The sequence below is a fragment of the Massilia sp. DWR3-1-1 genome (assembly GCF_049898325.1).
In the GTDB taxonomy this organism is placed as follows: domain Bacteria; phylum Pseudomonadota; class Gammaproteobacteria; order Burkholderiales; family Burkholderiaceae_D; genus JAFCUW01.
Genome location: NZ_JAFCXL010000037.1, coordinates 1 through 18,500, shown reverse-complemented (window position 1 = coordinate 18,500; position 18,500 = coordinate 1). Strand labels below are relative to the sequence as shown.

At 59.5% G+C, this 18,500-nt stretch carries 9 protein-coding genes and 4 pseudogenes; 5 read left to right on the top strand and 8 right to left on the bottom strand.

Features of this window, described 5'->3' with window-relative positions; translation table 11 throughout:
- Nucleotides 1–11: 11 nt before the first annotated feature.
- The 5 genes and pseudogenes from ACP7EY_RS22950 to katG form a co-directional block, all read right to left on the bottom strand.
- Nucleotides 12–1,456 (bottom strand): IS3 family transposase gene (locus tag ACP7EY_RS22950; RefSeq protein ID WP_426197590.1). Its coding sequence is split into 2 segments (ribosomal slippage): nucleotides 12–1,064 and nucleotides 1,067–1,456, totalling 1,443 coding nucleotides; the frame shifts between segments, so codons are not numbered across the junction.
- Nucleotides 1,457–2,411: 955 nt separating this feature from the next.
- Complete coding sequence (locus tag ACP7EY_RS22945) at nucleotides 2,412–2,606, bottom strand: phosphoribulokinase (protein WP_426197589.1); 195 nt, start codon at nucleotides 2,604–2,606, stop codon at nucleotides 2,412–2,414.
- Between the two features lie 69 nt (nucleotides 2,607–2,675).
- A pseudogene (locus tag ACP7EY_RS22940) lies at nucleotides 2,676–5,643 on the bottom strand (Tn3 family transposase).
- A gap of 3 nt (nucleotides 5,644–5,646) precedes the next feature.
- Nucleotides 5,647–6,210: a recombinase family protein gene (locus tag ACP7EY_RS22935; RefSeq protein WP_426197588.1), complete on the bottom strand. Its 564-nt coding sequence runs from the start codon at nucleotides 6,208–6,210 to the stop codon at nucleotides 5,647–5,649.
- 240 nt (nucleotides 6,211–6,450) lie between these two features.
- Nucleotides 6,451–8,712, bottom strand: coding sequence for a catalase/peroxidase HPI (gene katG / locus ACP7EY_RS22930; protein WP_426197587.1), 2,262 nt, complete (start codon nucleotides 8,710–8,712; stop codon nucleotides 6,451–6,453).
- 457 nt (nucleotides 8,713–9,169) lie between these two features.
- Between katG and ACP7EY_RS22925 the strand changes: the two are divergent.
- Nucleotides 9,170–9,319 (top strand): annotated as a pseudogene (locus ACP7EY_RS22925) (IS3 family transposase); the annotation flags it as partial.
- A gap of 82 nt (nucleotides 9,320–9,401) precedes the next feature.
- Here ACP7EY_RS22925 and ACP7EY_RS22920 read toward each other — a convergent pair.
- From ACP7EY_RS22920 to ACP7EY_RS22910, 3 genes are read right to left on the bottom strand one after another with little or no spacing between them, the layout of a single operon-like run.
- On the bottom strand, nucleotides 9,402–11,990 hold the full coding sequence (locus ACP7EY_RS22920) for a response regulator (protein WP_426197586.1): 2,589 nt from the start codon (nucleotides 11,988–11,990) through the stop codon (nucleotides 9,402–9,404).
- Nucleotides 11,991–12,049: 59 nt separating this feature from the next.
- Complete coding sequence (locus tag ACP7EY_RS22915) at nucleotides 12,050–12,781, bottom strand: response regulator (RefSeq protein WP_426197585.1); 732 nt, start codon at nucleotides 12,779–12,781, stop codon at nucleotides 12,050–12,052.
- Complete coding sequence (locus ACP7EY_RS22910) at nucleotides 12,778–14,349, bottom strand: PAS domain-containing protein (RefSeq protein WP_229414090.1); 1,572 nt, start codon at nucleotides 14,347–14,349, stop codon at nucleotides 12,778–12,780. The genes ACP7EY_RS22915 and ACP7EY_RS22910 overlap by 4 nt, the downstream gene beginning before the upstream one ends.
- Before the next feature lie 410 nt (nucleotides 14,350–14,759).
- On the opposite strand from ACP7EY_RS22910, the pseudogene ACP7EY_RS22905 reads away from it, so the two are divergent.
- The 4 genes and pseudogenes from ACP7EY_RS22905 to ACP7EY_RS22890 all read left to right on the top strand — a co-directional run.
- Nucleotides 14,760–15,797: pseudogene (locus ACP7EY_RS22905) on the top strand (methyl-accepting chemotaxis protein); the annotation flags it as partial.
- Nucleotides 15,798–16,350: 553 nt separating this feature from the next.
- On the top strand, nucleotides 16,351–16,665 hold the full coding sequence (locus tag ACP7EY_RS22900; protein WP_426197584.1) for a transposase: 315 nt from the start codon (nucleotides 16,351–16,353) through the stop codon (nucleotides 16,663–16,665).
- Nucleotides 16,665–17,687, top strand: coding sequence for a transposase (locus ACP7EY_RS22895; protein ID WP_426197583.1), 1,023 nt, complete (start codon nucleotides 16,665–16,667; stop codon nucleotides 17,685–17,687). Before ACP7EY_RS22900 ends, ACP7EY_RS22895 begins: the two co-directional genes overlap by 1 nt.
- A gap of 327 nt (nucleotides 17,688–18,014) precedes the next feature.
- Nucleotides 18,015–18,500, top strand: a pseudogene (locus ACP7EY_RS22890) (transposase); the annotation flags it as partial.

The following is an 18,500-nucleotide window of genomic DNA, read 5'->3' as shown; positions in this document are numbered from 1 at the left end:
AAGTCTCATTTTCAAGCAGTCTTTTTCTCCATTTTTGGCGGGTTGATCCAAGCCGCCGTCGGCATCCGATGGGGCTGTGGCAAGCGGTTCTTGAAGCGATTTGGGGTGCGCTCGAAGGCGTTTTGCAATGTAGCCTGCCGTTGCCGGTGGACCTCTTGAGCACGACCGGTGTGCACGCTTTCCGGTGTCATCATGCCGATGCCGGAATGCCGATGCACCTGGTTGTACCAGGCGAAGAACGGTGCGCAGTGGGCTCGTGCATCAGCGAGTGATCCGAACCGTGCCGGGAAGCCGGGCTGATATTTCAAGGTCTTGAACTGCGCCTCCGAGTACGGGTTGTCATCCGAGATGTAAGGCCGGCTGTGCGACTTGATGATGCCCAGATCGGCCAGCAGCGTCGCCACCGGTTTGGAGCGCATGCTGCTGCCACGGTCGGCATGCAGCGTCAGCTGACCTGACGTGATGTGCTCCTTCATCGCGCTGTCGGCGATGAGTTGCTCGGCCAGTTCGGCGCTCTCCTTTTCTGCGACCATCCAGCCAACCACGTAGCGGCTGAAGATGTCGAGGATGACGTAAAGGTGGAAGCACGTGCCTCTGATCGGGCCCTCCAGTTTTGTGATGTCCCAGCTCCACACCTGGTTGGGCGTGACGGCAAGAAGCTCGGGCTTGGCATACTCCGGATGGCGGCGCTGGTCGCGTCGTTCACGCACCGCGGAACTGCCCTGCAGCAGCCGGTACATCGTGCGCACCGAGGCGACGTAACGCCCTTCATCGAGCAACTGTGCATGGATCGCCGCCGGGGCGCAATCGACGAAGCGAGGGCTGTTGAGCACCTCCAGGACGACACGTTGTTCGTGCTCGGACAGCGCCAACGGCGGCCGCCGTCGTGGCGCCGGAACCGGAACCGGCACCGGCATCTCGCAGGGCCTGCGTGAAGCGCGATCGCGATACACCGCGCTGCGCGGCATGCGCAAGGCACGGCATGCGGCGGCAACGCCGACCTCGTCGGCCAGGCTGACGACGGCGCTCATTACTTCGGCTCGCCGGTGGTGTCCGACGTGCTCAGTCCCAGCAGGATGGAAAGTTTTTTTTGGACGTCAATAATCAAATCGGCCTTGGCCAGTTTGCCGCGCAGGCGTTCGACCTCGCTCTGCAATTGAAGAACCAGTCGGTCCTGGGCCGCGGCCGGGTTGACCTTCGGACCGCGCTTGCCTTCGACAAGCTGGGCCTGGCCGGCGACCTGCCTCTGCTTGCGCCAGGTCGCAAGATGCGACGAATAAATGCCCTCACGGCGCAGAAGTGCGCCAATTTCGCCAGGGGCGGTACACGCATCTGCCGCTGCCAGGATGCGCAGCTTCTCGGCCTTGGAAAAGCTGCGGCGTTTGGCCGTGGCCACTACCTCGGGATCGGGACGAACTTCGTCTATGGTGGAAATTTGCTGCTTTCGGTTGTGCATAAAAGGATCCTGCTGCTGTACTCTAAATTAGTTGGGCAGGTGTCTCAAGTTATATTGGCACAGGGGGGGCGCAATGCGGCTGCCGTCGGCGGCGCCAGATGCAGACACGGTCGGCGCGACGGGTCAATTTGGCGTCGGCGTCAACAACTGAGTTTAGACAGCAATTGGAAGACTCAAAAAATACTGTTCGTTAACCCAGTGTTGCACTTAGAACTTGAAACCGCCCTGCTATGACCGGTTTGGGGCGATAGGGGTCGTTAAAGTAGCTCATACATGTGACGCTCTGCAGCCAGCGCGACGGCATCCTGACCGGAGAACGCCAGTGCTGCAATGTGGCCCATCGCTGTGAGAAGCAGAACCGGTCGATGAGATGATCCGACAACCACACGCGGCAGGCTATGGCCAGCCAGAGGACACGGGACGTGCGCTTGACGCTGATTTGATGCCCACTTGGTCAAGCGGTTAATGCCCAGGCAATTGAACAGGCGATAGCAGGTCTCGCATAGGCCAGCGTAGCCCGCAGCGATGTTGCTAATTTCTTATGTTACCATTCGGCACGGTTACTATTCAGGCATGTCGGATGATGGCGTTAATAGGTTGCATTGAATGTGGGCGACAGATTTCGAGTCTCGCCGCCTCCTGCCCCGGTTGCGGAGCACCCACGGTCCGGATGCCGGTAGCGTCGCCTTCGCCCGCCCAAGACGACACTGATCCCGTAGGCAACACCTCCGCCCCGGCGAAGACTCGGGTAGAGCGAACCCCGACTTTATTTGAATGCCTATGTGTAGCGGCTCGCGTTTGAAACCGCCCGTGCTCGCATTCGACACCAGTTTCGGCTCGAATTAACTGCAAATGACGGTGGGCACATGCTCACACTATCTGCAAACGAGTTTGCAATCGATGGCGCCGGCTCGCATTCCACCGCCGTCGGCTCACGCTAACTGCAAATGATGGCTCATATCGGCAAGCCCGCTGCCAGCATGCGCTCGCGGATCTCGGCCGTGCGCTTCGGTTCTAGCTGGTTGCTGAACATTGCACGGATCTCCGCTGCCTTAGCGTCGAACTGTTCGGTCATATCCTTGAGCCGGTAGCCGTGCCGCGCCAGTGTCGGCTCCAGGTCGTCGAGCTGGCGCGACAGCACCGTCTCCACCAATTCCGCCGTGACCGGTTTTTCGCCCGTCTGATAGGGGAGAACAGGGAAAACGGAAAAAATAGCACGCTAAGGTTTTTCAAGTGTTCGTAGCGCTCGAAATTTGCCCTCATCGATCTTCCGGTTCTGACGCCACACATAGTCTCCGGTCAGGTTGATGTGCTCCCAGCCGAGCGGCGCGAGGTACTGAAGCAGGGAATCGTCTTTCAGACGCCCGGTGTCCCGCAGCGCTTGAGTCGCCTGCTCCAAATAGACTGTGTTCCATAACACGATAGCCCCTGTAACCAAGTTCAGGCCGCTGGCCCGGTAGCGCTGCTGCTCAAAGCTCCGGTCCCGGATCTCGCCCAGCCGGTGGATAAAAACCGCCCTGGCTAAGGCGTTGCGCGCCTCCCCCTTATTCAATCCGGCATGCACGCGCCGGCGCAGTTCCACGTTTTGCAGCCAGTCCAGGATAAACAGCGTCCGCTCAATGCGACCCAGTTCACGCAACGCGACTGCCAGGCCGTTCTGGCGCGGATAGCTGCCAAGCTTGCGCAGCATGAGCGAGGCTGTCACGGTACCGTGCTTGATTGATGACGCCAGCCGTAAAATTTCATCCCAATGAAGGCGCAAGTGTTTGATGTTCAAGGTGCCGCCAACCATGGATTTTAAGCTTGGATAATCCGCGACAGCGCCCGGAATGTACAACTTCGTGTCGCCCAGGTCTCGGATGCGCGGCGCGAAGCGAAACCCCAGCGTGTGCATCAGCGCGAACACGTGGTCGGTGAAGCCGGCGGTATCGGTGTAATGTTCCTCGATCCGCAAGTCCGACTCGTGATACAGCAGGCCGTCGAGCACGTAGGTCGAATCGCGAACACCGACATTGACCATCTTAGTGTTGAAGGGCGCGTAATTGTCGGCAATATGCGTGTAGATCATCTTTCCTGGTTCGGCGCCGTACTTCGGGTTGATGTGACCTGTGCTTACGGCCCGGCCGCCGGCGCGAAAGCGCTGCCCATCCGATGACGATGTACTGCCATCGCCCCATTTCGCGGCGAACGGATGGCGCAACTGGGCATTGACGAGATCGGCTAGGCCCGCCGAGTAAGTCTCGTCCCGGATATGCCAGGCCTGCAGCCACGAGAGCTTGGAATAGGTCGCGCCGGGGCACGATTCCGCCATCTTGGTAAGACCAAGGTTGATCGCGTCGGCCAGGATCGCCGACAGCAATAGCGTCCGGTCCTGAACTTGTTCGCCGCTTTTCAGGTGTGTGAAATGGCGGGTGAATCCCGTCCAGGCGTCCACCTCCATCAGGAGTTCGGTGATCTTGATACGCGGCAGCAGCGCGCTGGCCTGGTCGATCAACGCCTGCGCCGACTCCGGCACCACCGCGTCCTGCGGCGTGATCCTCAGACCGGTATCCGTGATGATCGCATCCGGCAGCCCTTTCGCAAGGGCAAGCCGGTTAACCGTGGCAAGCTGCTGGTTGAGCAGCAGCACGCGCTCAAGCAGATATTGGTCGCAGTCGGGATTGATCGCTACGGGCAGCGTCCGTGTTTGCCGGAGCGTGCTGAATTTTTCCTGCGGCAGCAGGTATTCTTCAAAGTCACGGAATTGGCGCGAACCCTGCACCCATATGTCGCCCGAGCGCAGCGCGTTTTTTTAGCTCTGACAGTACGCATATTTCGTAAAAACGACGATCGATTCCCTCGTCGGTGATGACGAGCGGCTTCCACCTCGCTTTAACGAAGGCGACGGCGGTATCGTCCGGCACCTTACGAGATCCGGTCAAATTCAGCTCACGCAGCACATCGATGGCATCAAGAACCGCCTGCGCGGCCGGCGCCGCCTTCAGCTTGAGCACGTCTAAGAACTCAGGCGTATACCGGCGCAGCGTACTGTAGTGCTCCCCGATCAGGTGTAGATGATCGAACGTCTGTGGCTGGGCAAGCTGTGCCGCTTCAGTGACGCTTTGTGTGAACTCATTCCATGGGAGCACTGCCTCGATGGCAGCATACGGGTCAGCGCCCGATTCTTTAGCTTCGACCAGCGCGCGGCCTACCCTCGAGTACAAACGCACTTTGTCGTTAAATGCCTTTCCCTGCTTCTGGAATTCCTGCTGATGTTTGTTTTTGGCGGCGCTGAATAGCTTGATCATGATCCGGTCGTGCAGGTCGACCAGCTCGTCAGTGACGGTGGCCATGCCTTCGATTGCTAGCGCGGTCAGGGTCGCGTAGCGTCGTTCATCCTCGAACTTGGCCAGGTCGCGCGGTGTCATTTGCGCGCCTTCCCGCGCCATTTTCAGCAACCGGTTCTGGTGGATCTGGCGACCGATCCCGTCCGGCAGGGCGAGCGACTGAAAGATCTTGAGGCGCTCGATGTGCTCCCGCATGTACCTGGAGTTCGGCTTCAGCGGCGATTGACGCAACCAGACCAGCCAAGTGATATTGAGGTCCGGTGCAACGTTGAGCAGATTATCTAATCCCCGCAGGTGATGCGGCTGTAGCGGCTCCAGCAATGCCCGATAAATGCGCCGGTTGGCGCGTGTCACGGCTTCCGCGCATGCCCGCTCAATCACCGCCAGAGTCGGTAGAATGATATTGCGCTGCCGTAATGTCTCCAAGGCTTGGGCTGCAAGCACCAATCCTTTATCGGTCTGCATGGCGAGATCTGCAAGGCTCTGCGCCAGCTTGCGAAAATCCGGCAGGCCGAACGCGGACAGGCTGAGGTAGACGCGCAATTCCTGAAAGTGTTCGCGTCGGGTCTGATCGCGCACGCCATACTGCGACCAAGCGGCGGCATCGCTTTGTATCTGGCGGGATATCCACTGGATGATCTGGTCCGGCACCAGCATGTTGACCGCCAGCGGATAGCCTGGATAGCGCAGCAGGCACAACTGGACGGCGAAGCCGAGCCGGTTGGCGTCGCCTCGACGCTGCCGAATCAAGGACAAATCGGACTCGGTGAAGCTGTAATGCTGAATGAGGTCGTCCTGGCTTTCTGGAAGTGCCAGCAGGCTGTCCCGCTCCGTCGCGGAAAGTATGGAGCGGCGCGGCATGCGTTACGTTGTCCCGGTTCCGCCGATACGTGCGATCGTTTCAATGAGCGTGGTGCGCTTGACTCCGAAGGTTCGACATACAGCAGCCTTGGACATGCCACCGTTCAGGGCGGCAACGATGGAGTCCAGTTTCTCACCGGTGATCGTTGGCGGACGGCCACCGACACGGCCGCGCCGGCGCGCGGCTGCGAGCCCGGCGGTCACGCGCTCCTTGGTCAAGGCGCGTTCATACTGGGCGAGCGCGCCGAACACATGGAACAGCAATTCGCCCGACGCTGTCGTGGTGTCCATGCCTTCGGTGAGGGAACGAAAGGCAACCTGTCTGTCTTTCAGCGTGTTCACGATGGTGAGCAAGTGCGGCAATGAGCGTCCAAGCCGGTCTAGCTTCCAGACAACGAGCACGTCACCAGGCCGCACGAATTCAAGCGCCTGAACCAAGCCGGGCCGATCATCCTTAGCACCGGAAGCTCGATCTTCATACAGGTGCCGGGCATCGACACCCGCCGCCAGCAGCGCGTCGCGCTGCAAATCAGTGTTTTGACGGTCCGACTCGGACGAAACGCGCATGTACCCGACAAGCATATACGGAAAACCTGTGCAGTGTAGTTGGCGTATGCTACACCATGACGACATAGTTTTCCGCACATTTTTCGCCCCTTTACGTGTAAGCTTCCGGTGTCGCCTGTCGATCTGTCGCCAAACAACTGTTTCCCGACAGGGCGCTTTCGACCAGAAGCTGTAATCGCACCCTTCAGCTAGTGAGTCGTCGTGTTAGTGAAAGGTCCGCATGGTAGGCGAACCGGTTCATCAATTTACAGAATCGGCCAAATTCGTGTCGAAACGATCCAGGTTCATCACCTTGGTCCATGCCGCCACAAAGTCGTGCACAAACTTCGTTGCCGCATCGGCGCTGGCGTATACCTCGGCGATTGCGCGCAGCTGGGCGTGCGAGCCAAATACCAGATCGACGCGGGAGGCGCTCCACTTGTGCGCGCCCGTCTTTCGATCACGCCCTTCGAAGCGGTCCAGGGTGCGCGAAACCGGCGCCCACTGCGTATTCATATCGAGCAGTTCGACAAAGAAGTCGTTGCTCAGAGTGCCTGGCCGTTTGGTGAACACGCCGTCCTGACTGGCGCCGACATTCGTGTCCAGCACCCGCATACCACCAATCAGTACCGTCAGTTCTGGCGCGGTCAAGGTCAGCAGTTGCGCTTTATCGACCAGCAGTGCCTCGGCGGGCACGCTGTAATGCGTCTTCTGGTAATTGCGGAAGCCGTCGGCAATCGGTTCGAGCGGCTCGAATGACTGCACATCCGTTTGCTCCTGGGAAGCATCGGTGCGGCCTGGGGTGAACGGCACGGTGACCGCGTGGCCAGCATTCTTTGCTGCCTGCTCCACACCAACATTTCCCGCCAATACGATCAGATCGGCCAGTGATATGTTCTTACCACCGGCGTTGAAAGCCTGGGCAATCTGCGCCAGTGTGCCGAGCACCTCGCTGAGCTGTTCCGGCTGGTTGACAGCCCAGTCCTTTTGCGGCGCGAGGCGAACCCGGGCGCCGTTTGCGCCACCGCGCTTGTCGGAGCCGCGGAAGGTCGATGCCGATGCCCACGCCGTGGCGACGAGCTGGGCAACCGTCAACCCGGATGCCCGCAGCTTTTCTTTCAGCGCCGCGACGTCCTGGTCATCGACTAGAGCGTGATCGACGCGGGGGACGGGGTCTTGCCAAATGAACACTTCTGTTGGCACTTCGGCGCCAAGGTAACGGGAACGCGGGCCCATGTCGCGGTGGGTCAGCTTGAACCAAGCGCGCGCAAACGCATCGGCGAACTGGTCCGGGTTTTCAAAGAATCGCCGGGAGATTTTTTCGTACGCCGGGTCCATGCGCAGCGCCAGGTCAGTTGTCAGCATGGTAGGGCGATGGCGCTTGCTGGCGTCATGTGCATCTGGGATGAGTCCGTCGCCGCCGTTGGCGACCCACTGATGTCCGCCAGCCGGGCTCCTAGTCAATTCCCATTCGAAGCCGAACAGGTTCTCAAAATAATTGTTGCTCCACTGCGTAGGCGTGCTTGTCCACGTCACTTCGAGGCCACTAGAAATGGTGTCGCCAGCTTTGCCGTTGCCATAGCTGTTGGCCCAGCCAAATCCTTGCGATTCGATACCCGCTGCTTCCGGTTCAGAGGAAACGTGTTCTGCAGCGGCTGCACCGTGGGTTTTGCCGAAGGTATGGCCGCCGGCAATCAGCGCGACGGTTTCTTCATCGTTCATCGCCATGCGAGCGAAGGTATCACGAATGTCGATGGCAGAGGCGAGCGGATCTGGCTTGCCGTCCGGCCCTTCCGGGTTAACGTATATCAATCCCATTTGCACGGCTGCCAATGGATTTTCGAGATCTCGCGTATGTGGCACTTCGCTATCGTCGTCTTTCGGCAGCACGGCGTGGCCTTCGTCGACGCCGGGAGAGCCTTGCGAGTAACGCACGTCGCCGGCCAACCATTTGTTTTCTCGACCCCAGTACACATCCTGGTCCGGTTCCCACACGTCCGGCCGGCCGCCAGCGAAACCCAGCGTCTGGAAACCCATGCTTTCCAGCGCCACGTTGCCGGTCAAAATATACAGATCGGCCCAGGAGATCTGCTTGCCATATTTCTGCTTGATGGGCCACAGCAGCCGACGTGCCTTGTCCAGGTTAACGTTGTCGGGCCAGCTGTTCAGTGGTGCGAAGCGCTGCTGGCCACGGCCTGCACCGCCGCGGCCATCGCCTATACGGTAGGTGCCGGCGCTGTGCCATGTCATTCGTACAAACAGACCGCCATAGTGCCCGAAGTCGGCAGGCCACCAATCCTGTGAATCAGTCATTAAGGCGGTGAGATCCTGTTTCAACGTTGCCAAATCGAGCGTTTTGAATGCCGCCGCGTAATCGAACTCTTGGGACATCGGGTCCGATTTCGACGAGTGCTGGTGAAGTAAATCGAGGCGCAACTGCTGCGGCCACCAGTCCCGGTTAGTTGTGCCAACACCCGCTGCAGCAATGAAGGGGCATTTAGCTACTATTTTTCCTGTACTCATCGCTGATCCTGTCTTTAAAAAAGTGGGAGATTGCACCATAGTCCGAAATCAAAATATATGTTACTAAGTATAAGAATCGAAGGTTGATTGTTAAAATCAATTTTATTTATCGACTTGGTAGAGTATAGCTATAAAAGATGATGTTCATTTTCGGAGAATGTGCGAGCGGTAATGATAGCGCTCGGTTGAACGTGGCCGACTCAAGATTCATGTAATCAACCTTAGCAAGCTATCTTTTCCGTTTTCCTTCTTCTCCCCAAGTACGAAGCGAGCGGCAGTTCCAAGGCCGCAAAGTTACTTACCAGATCGTCCGCAGCCTGGCGGCACATTCTGCTCAACTGCCACTACACCTTCCCGATCTGCGGCAAGATAATCGACCTAGCCGCACTCCTGGACGGGCTAGAGTTGGGGTGACGGAAATTCCGGCGGTTCCGGCTTACAACCCCAATATGCCAATCACGCCGAGGCCAAGGCCGACATCACCGATTACATCGTCGGCTTCTACAACTGCAAACGCATCAATTCAGCATTGGGCAATCTGTCGCCCGCCGTCTACGAACGGAAAATGGCAGCACGCGAACCTATCGTCGTGTCCGAAATTACTTGACCACAGCAGTCCATGGCTTGTGCACACGGTGTCCCATAGGGACATGTCCATAGCTAGAAGTATGGGCCTGGGGGTGCGCGCATCAAGCGATCAAGCGCGCGCGTGCGTCACTCAAATCAATTCCCTCGAGCTGGCGTATGAGCCGGTCGCGCGTGGGCTTGACATGGCGCAGGATGCTGCTGACCAGCGCCGGCACATCGAACGGCTTGACGATGTAGTCATTCATTCCGGCGGCAGTGGCCCGTTGGCGCTGACTCCTCAGCGCGTCGGCTGTTACCGCGATGATCGGCAAGTCTGCCAGCCCAAGTTCGAGGCGAATTCGTCGTGTCGCCTCGTGGCCATCGAGCACCGGCATCTGTAAATCCATGAGCACCACGTCGAAGGCGCGTGGTTCGGCCTGGAGACGGTCGAACGCTTCCTGCCCGTTGCTCGCGAGCCAAACCTGCGCGCCCTCCAGTTCGAGAATGTACTTTGTCCCGTCCCGGTTGATGGTGCTGTCGTCGACGACCAAAATGCGCACGCCAAGCAGGGCGTGTTCGCCAGGCGCAGCCGAAGAAACCGCTAGACGCGCCAGCGCTTCCGGCGCGGCCATCGCAAAGTCCAACACGACCCTGAACTCGCTGCCAGCACCTGGCGTGCTGTCCAGTCCCACCTCGCCGCCCATCAGCTTGACCAATCGCTGGACTATCGACAGGCCTAGCCCCGTGCCACCGAAGCGCCGCGTGATCGATGAATCGGCCTGAGCAAACGGCGCGAACAGCCGTGCCCGCACTTCGGGCGCAATGCCGATGCCGGTGTCCTGCACGACGAAGCTAAGCGTTATGTGCGTCGACGTGGCAGCGAGCCGGCGAATCCGCAGCTTGACGCCGCCGCGCTCGGTAAACTTGATTGCATTGGACAGCAGGTTGGTCAGGATCTGCTTGAGGCGAGTGGCATCGCCTTCCAGCACCCCGGGGAGGTCGTCCGGTGCGTCGATCTCGAAGGCGATTGCCTTGCCCTCCGCGTGCACCGCCATCACGTCGGTCAGTTCATTCAGCAGGCTGCGCAGGCTGAATGTGGCGCGCTCGGCGATCAACTCACCCGCCTCGATTTTCGACAGGTCGAGAACGTTGTTTAGTATCTCGAGCAGCGACTTGCTGGCGAGCTTGATCTTCGCGAGATATCCCACCTGCTGTTCGTTCAGTGACGTCCGCTCAAGCAGGTAGCACAGGAGGGTCACCGTGCCCAGCGGCGTACGAATCTCGTGGCTCATGTTGGCGAGGAACTCGCTCTTGGCACGGCTTGCCTGTTCGGCGTTGTGCGACGCCTCGCGCAGGGACTCCTCGTATTGCTTGCGCTCTGTGATGTCGCGCAGGATCACGGTGTAGAGCTTCTGGCCACCCACCTCGATCTGCGAGATCGCGGCTTCGATCGGGAACTCCGTGCCGTCTGCGCGTAGCGCCATGAGTGCTTCCTGCGAACGCATCGAGCGCGAGGTCACCCGGATGCCGGCGCGCCCGAAGGCATGCACGTGGCCGGCATGCGCGGCGCGCGAACGCACGGGCACGAAGCGTTCGAGCGTCTGCCCAAGTGCCTGTGCTGACGGGCACGCAAACATTTTCTCGGCCGCCGCATTGAACAGCACGATGCGCTGCTCGTCATCGATGCTGATGACGGCGTCCATCGCCGAGTCGACGATTCCGGCAACCCGGCGCTCGTGCAAGGCACTTGCCTTGAGCAGCGCTTCTTCCGCCCGCTTGCGAGCGGTGTTGTCGGTGCCGATCAGCAAGTAACCGATGATTCCGCCGGGGGCGTCGCGCAGGGCCGTGACCGAGACGACTGCAGGGAAGCGGCTGCCATCCTTTCGGATGTAGGTCAATTCGTAGATGTCTTCGATGCCGCGCGAGGCCTTGAACACCAATGCATCGAAGCCCGGCGCAATCGAGGTCTCGAGTTCGAGACTCAGTGCTTGGGCGCGCGCGATCACTTCCTGTGGATCGGAAATGTCGGCCGGCGTGATCTTGTTCATCACCTCAGCGGCCGTATAGCCCAGCATGCGCTCGGCGCCGACGTTAAAGATCTGGATCACGCCGCTTGCGTCGGTGGCAATGCTCGAGAAATTGGCGCTGTTAAAAATCGCGCTCTGCAGGGCTCCCGCCTTGAGCAGCGCCTCTTCCGCCCGCTTGCGTTCGGCGATCTCCTCGGTGAGCGCCGCGGTTTGCGCCTGGAATTCCGTGTTCTTCTCCTCCAGCTTGGACACCAGCCGCTCGCTGTGTTCCTTGAGCACCTCGACTTCCTGCAAGGCCTCGGGGCGCGGCGCGGCATGAGGCATGGCGATGGCCTCGTGCAGCGCGGCGACGATGGTTTCGAGGGAGACGGGTTTCCTGATGTATTTGTCGGCGCCCACGTCGAATATCAGTTTCTCGTCGGCGGGCGAGATGTATGTGGACGAGTAGATGATGATGGGCAGGTCGTGCAGGTGCGCGTGCTTGCGGATTTCGTAGCAGAGCCGGAAACCGTCCATGTGCGGCATGAGGATGTCGGAGATGACCGCGTCCACGCGCTGCCGCTCCAGCAGAGCGAGCGCATCTACGCCGTGATGAGCCTCGAAGACCGCGTGGCCTTCGGCTTCGAGTTGCGCGCGCAGCAGCTTCAGGTTGGTGGGGGTGTCGTCAACGATGAGGAGGTTCATGGTTCCTTTTCCTTCGCCTGCTAGTTGACCGGGTCGCCTACTTCGGCGACGGCGGTGAGTTAATCGGACAGTTCAAATGTGTCGATCGGCTTCAGAAGGTAGGCATCGCACCCGGCAGCATGGGCGGCGTCCTTCGGATATTGTTCGGGATAGAAGGTGACAGCGACGACGCAAATGTCACGCGTGTCGGGCTCGGCCTTGAGCTTGCGGGCCAGCGCGAGGCCGTCCACGCTCGGCATGTCGAGGTCTAAGAGGATGAGCTGCGGGCGGTCTTCTTTGATGGCGGTGAGGGCCTGCTCGGCGGCCTCGACTGCAGCGACCTCGTGGAGGGCGGTGCTCAGGACGAGATTCGAGAGCTTGATATCCGCAGCGTGGTCTTCGATGACGAGGACTTTCATGCGGCTTCCTCGTGATTGCCCGCTTGCGCGAGCCAGATACCCGGCCACCTGGTCGGGCAGCTTGCGCGTGTCAATGGGCTTGGTGATGTAGCCGTCGCAACCAGCGTCGAACGCCTTCTGATCGTCGCCTTTCATGGCGAAGGCCGTAAGCGCGACTATGCGGATGCCGCGGGTGCGCTCTTCGGCCTTGAGTTTGCGCGCGAGCGTGAGCCCGTCCATGCCGGGCAGGGCGATGTCCATGAGGATGAGGTCGGGCAGGGTGGTGGCGAGGACGACCTGCGCCTCCTCGGCGTCCACGGCCTTTAGGATGTTGTAGCCCTCGAATTCGAGCACGTCGGAGGCGAGCTTGAGATTGGTGGGGTTGTCGTCCACGACGAGGATTGTTGCGCTCACACTGTCTCCCTTTCTTCTGTCATCACCGGCAGGACGACGATAAACACACTGCCCTTGCCCGGTTCGCTTTCCACGCCGATGTGTCCGCCCTGGAATTCGATGATCTTCTTCGTCAGCGCCAGGCCGAGTCCCGTGCCCTCAAAGCGCCGCGCAGTGCCGGAATCCAGTTGCTCGAACTCGGTGAAGAGCCGGTTGATGTCCTCCTCCTTGATGCCGATGCCGGAGTCGCGGACCTGCACTTCGAGCCGGTGCGGGTCCAGGCGGCGCACGTGGATGTCCACCTGGCCACCTTCGTCCGAAAACTTCACCGCGTTTGACAGCAGGTTGTAGAGCACCTGCTTGAATTTGTGCTGGTCGAGCGTGACGGCGTCGAGTCCCTCGCCGACCTCGATGCCCAGCGCGATGCGCCTCTTTTGGGCGACGCCCTTGATGACAGCGGCGACTTCCTCGACGGCCTTGTGCACGGGGAAGGTCTCCGGGTGCAGTTCCATCTTGCCGGCCTCGACCTTGGCCAGGTCGAGCACGTCGTTGATAAGCTGAAGCAGGTGGCGCGCGCTGGTGAGCACGTCGCTCAGATAATCCTTCTGCTTGGGGCGGAGCGGGCCGGGCTTCTCGTCAATCAAAAACTCGGTGAAGCCGATGATGCCGTTGAGCGGCGTGCGCAGCTCGTGCGACATGTTGGCGAGGAACTCGCTCTTCATGCGGTTGGCATACTCCAGCTCTATGGCCTGTTTGCGAGCGGTGTTATCGGTCCCGATCAGCAGGTAACCAATAATTGCGTTTTGAGCATCGCGCAGGGCCGTGACCGACACCAGCGCCGGAAAGCGGCTGCCGTCGTGGCGGATGTAGGTCAGCTCGTAGATGTCCTCGATCCCGCGTGAGGCCTTGAACACCAGCGCCTCGAAGCCCGGCGTAATCGGAGTGCCCAGCTCAAGGCTCAAGGCCTTGGCACGCGCGATCACTTCCTGCGGATCGGAAATGTCGGCCGGCGTGATCTTGTTCATCACCTCGGCGGCCGTGTAGCCCAGCATGCGCTCGGCGCCGACGTTGAAGATCTGAATCACGCCGTTCGCGTCGGTGGCGATGCTCGAGAAATTGGCGCTGTTGAAAATCGCGCTCTGCAGGGCTCCCGCCTTGAGCAGCGCTTCTTCCGCCAGCTTTCGCGCGGTATTGTCGGTGCCGATCAACAGATAGCCGATGATAGCGTTTTGAGCGTCGCGTAAGGCCGTGACCGATACCACCGCCGGGAAGCGGCTGCCATCCTTGCGGATATAGGTCAGCTCGTAGATGTCCTCGATCCCGCGTGAGGCCTTGAACACCAGCGCATCGAAGCCCGGCATAATCGGAGTGCCCAGTTCGAGGCTCAAGGCCTTGGCACGCGCGATCACTTCCTGCGGATCGGAAATGTCGGCCGGCGTGATCTTGTTCATCACCTCGGCGGCCGTGTAGCCCAGCATGCGCTCGGCGCCGACGTTGAAGATCTGAATCACGCCGTTCGCGTCGGTGGCGATGCTCGAGAAATTGGCGCTGTTGAAAATCGCGACTTGCAAGGCTCCGGTATTGAGCAAGGCATCCTCCTGGCGACGGACCTCGCTGAGGCATTCCACTTGGGGCATAGTCGATTTCTGAAAAGGAAGGATCAGTCTGACGGACGGGGCAACGGGCTGATGGAGCAATACGCGGCCTACTTTTTTTCCCATTTTGGCGCGCTTACGTCGATGGTGACAGGCGCACCGAGGCAGGAAGCCAACCTGTCACCACTTATTTACTCACATAGGCCGCAGATGTGCGAAGCAATCTTGACGACATCGCATCATACCTTTGTTTTGTCGTACATACTTTTTTTGGGCATGTTTTTTTTGCAAGGACGGTCATGATCCCACGAAACTAAATACTTAACCCGGTTTTCCGTTCCACTGCACCTCAAACCCCAATACTCAAGCATTCAATTGTGATTATTTCGATCGTTGCCCTTTCGGCAATCTCTTTATGCGCCGTGGTCGGGTTTGTCGTTACCCGTGGTCTTTTGCGCCAACTTGGTGGTGAGCCCGCCATGGCTGCCGAAATTGCCAACCGCATCTCAGACGGCGAATTGACAACCGAAGTGAACCTTGCGGCTGGAGACCGCTCGAGTTTGATGCATTCAATTGGCAAGATGCGCGACAGCCTGAACGTCATCGTCGGCCGTGTCCAGCTAGGCACACATTCGATCGCCTCTGCTTCTGAGCAAATAGCGCGCGGCAACGAGGATCTTTCCAAGCGGACCGAACAGCAGGCTGGTGCCCTTGAGGAAGTTGCATCTGCAATGGAAGAGCTCACCGCTACAGTGCGAGAAAACGCCGGGAATGCGCAGCAAGCGAATCTGATGGCTAAGTCAGCCTCCGAGGTCTCCGTAAAAGGAGGCGAACTGGTTGAAAAGGTCGTGGCAACGATGCGCTCGATTGATGAATCCTCGCGGAAAATCGTCGATATCATTGGGGTGATCGATAGCATCGCATTTCAAACGAACATTCTGGCCCTCAACGCTGCAGTGGAAGCGGCACGCGCGGGTGAACAAGGCCGCGGCTTTGCTGTCGTGGCGGCCGAAGTGCGCAACCTTGCACAACGCTCAGCCGCTGCAGCCAAGGAAATCAAGGCACTCATCGACGATTCCGTCGACAAGGTGGAGATCGGCAGCTCGCTCGTGGCAAATGCCGGAACGACGATGCAAAATGTCGTTATCAGTGTCGGTCGCGTGACGCAGATCATGGCTGAAATTAGCCGCGCTAGCATGGAGCAATCCGAAGGAATTGAGCAGGTGAATCGTTCGATCGTCGATATGGACGCGCTGACTCAGCAAAACTCCGCCATGGTGGAGGAAGCTACGGCGGCAGCACAGGAAATGCGCGAGCAGGCAGGCGAGCTCGCCGCTGTTGTCAGCGTATTCAAGCTCGCCGTGGTAGGTGCTCCAGTGGTAAAACCCTCACGGTCTTCCATGCGGCCGGCGGCGTCACGCCTGATGATCGATATGACTTGAGCCAAGGGGAAGCATTGATTGATTCGGCCGAATCTTCCCTACCGAGGCGCCCACTCTTGCAAAAAGTTTCTCTGTCGTCGAATACGTGTAGCTGTAGCGGCTCGCGTTTCAAACCGACCGTGCTCGCATTCGACGCCAGTTTCGGCTCGAATTAACTGCAACTGACGGTATTGGTCCCCGTAGTTGCGCACGATAGGCGCGACGCAGGCGTCAGTCAGATCATACGGCACGCCGATGCGTACCTTGCCCGCGGCGGTCGTCTGCGCCATTGACGTTCCAGATTTCGTTATTTAACGCGAGCAGGCGGCGACCTTGAGTTTGAACCCGCCCCCTGTGTCAAAGTATCGTGAGACAACTTCATCAGGCTAATTAAAGAAGTTGCACACATAGGCACCAAATGAAAAACACCAAACAGCAGCAGGCAGCAGCAACCGCGGTACTTTTGAAGGACGCCTCGCAGGGCGCCCAGGGGGCGAGCGCATAGGCGCCCTCCAAAAAAGCTGATGCAGAGGTCGTCGCGGTGGCGCGTCGTCGCAAGTTTTCACCAGCTTACATGCAGCGCATCGTCCGCGAAGCCGACGCCTGCAGCGCGCCTGGCGCTATCGGCGAATTGTTGCGCCGAGAAGGACTCTACAGCTCGCATTTGAGCACCTGGCGCAGCGCCGTGGCAGCCAGTGACGCCGCGTTACTGAGTCCGAAGCGTGGCCCGAAGCCGGACCCTGCTAAAGCGGCCGACCGGCAGCTCGCCCGCTTGCAGATGGAAAACGAAAAGCTGCGCAAGCAATTGGGTCGGGCCGAACAAATTATCGACGTCCAAAAAAAACTTTGCGATCTGCTGGGCTTGCCCACGGCCGGGGAAGCGCCGTGATGCATGCGACCATCGGACTCGCCGAGCAGCTGGGCGCGCGCGCCGCCTGCGCTGGCCTGGGCGTGTCACGTGCCAGCCTGCATCGTGCCTGCCAGGTGCGCTTGCCACAGCACACGGTGCGTCGCCCCCGTCGCTCGCCGCTGGCCCTGAGTGAGGCCGAGCGCGAAGTCATACTGGCGCTGCTGCACTCGCCGGAGTACGTCGATGTCGCACCGCGAACCGCCTATGCCATGCTGCTCGACGCCGGCATCTATCTGGCCTCGGCGTCGACCTTTTACCGTCTGCTGCACTCCTGCAGCGGTACGCGTGGCCGCCGCGATGAACTCAAGCACCCCGCCTATGCACGCCCCGAATTGCTGGCAACCGCGCCGCGTGAGGTGTGGTCTTGGGATATCACCAAATTAAAGGGGCCAGTAAAGTCGGCACACTTCCATTTGTACGTCATTCTCGATATCTTCAGCCGCTATGTGGTCGGCTGGATGATCGCCGACTGCGAGTCCGATGCCCTCGCCGAAAGCCTAATCGGTACCACCTGTGACCGCGAAGGGATCGTCCCAGGGACACTGACATTACATGCTGACCGTGGCGCCGCCATGCGTTCGAAACTGGTGGCGGACCTGCTCGTGGACATGGGTGTCGTCAAGAGCCATAGCCGACCCTACACCTCGGATGACAACCCGTATTCGGAGGCGCAGTTCAAGACGATGAAATACCGTCCTGAGTTTCCCGAGCGCTTCCACTCGCTGGCCGAAGCACGAGCATTCTGCCAAGTGTTCTTTGGCTGGTATAACGACGAGCACCGTCACTCCGGCATCGGCTACGTGACCCCAGCGGCCATGCACACCGGCGTCGCATCGATCATCTACGCGCAGCGCCATCTTGTCCTGGAAGACGCCTTTGCGCGTCATCCCAACCGATTTAAACACGTCCGCCCACAGCCGCCGGCAATACCAACCGAGGCCGGTATCAACATGCCAAAAAACTCATCCGGGGAAGACGCTATCGCCAAAATTACTCACTAAACTATTTATAAAATATGTCTCAAATAGTTTGACACTTTCCGCCGTTCGCCCGCGGCCCTTAGACGCAGCGCGCCGGTCGCGCAAGAACAGCGGGCAGTTCAGCATCTCCTCGAGCCGCTTAATTTGGTTCTGTCCCTCCGAATGCTCCGCAGGTGCTCGATGATGAGCGGCGATTCGGTCGGATTGGGCCAGGGAGGTATTTCGATTTCCTCTGCCGTGCCGATGGCGATCCTCAATACAGGGTAGTTTATTCATTGCAAGAGTATAGTGGACCCACGATTTGAGACAGCAGTTTAAGCTATGGTCCTCACTGGAGGATTGCAGCAAATGGCGGAAGCGAAGAAACGGAAAGTGCATAGCGCGGAGTTCAAGGGGAAGGTCGGTCTTGAAGCCGTGCGCGGATTGAAGACAGTGAATGAGATCGCGCAGCAGCATGGCGTGCACCCGGTAATGGTGAGTCAGTGGAAGAAGGAAATATTGGCCAGCGTGGGCACGCTTTTCGAGGGCAAGCGCGGTCCGAAGGCAGTGACGGCGCAGGACGACGAGGATCGGCTGTATGGCGAGATCGGGCGTCTCAAGATGGAATTGGACTGGCTTAAAAAAAAGTCCGGCCTGTAAGCGGCGCGGTGCGGTTGGCATGGGTCGAGGCCGGTGACGAGATACCGCTGTCGCGCCAGTGCGAGCTGGCCGGCGTCTCCAGGGCGACGGTTTATCGCCCCCGAGCCCTAACGCTCCCCGACGACGAGTTGAATCTTTGCTCGCTGATAGACGAAGAATTCACGCGCCACCCGTTGTATGGGAGCCGGAGGATGG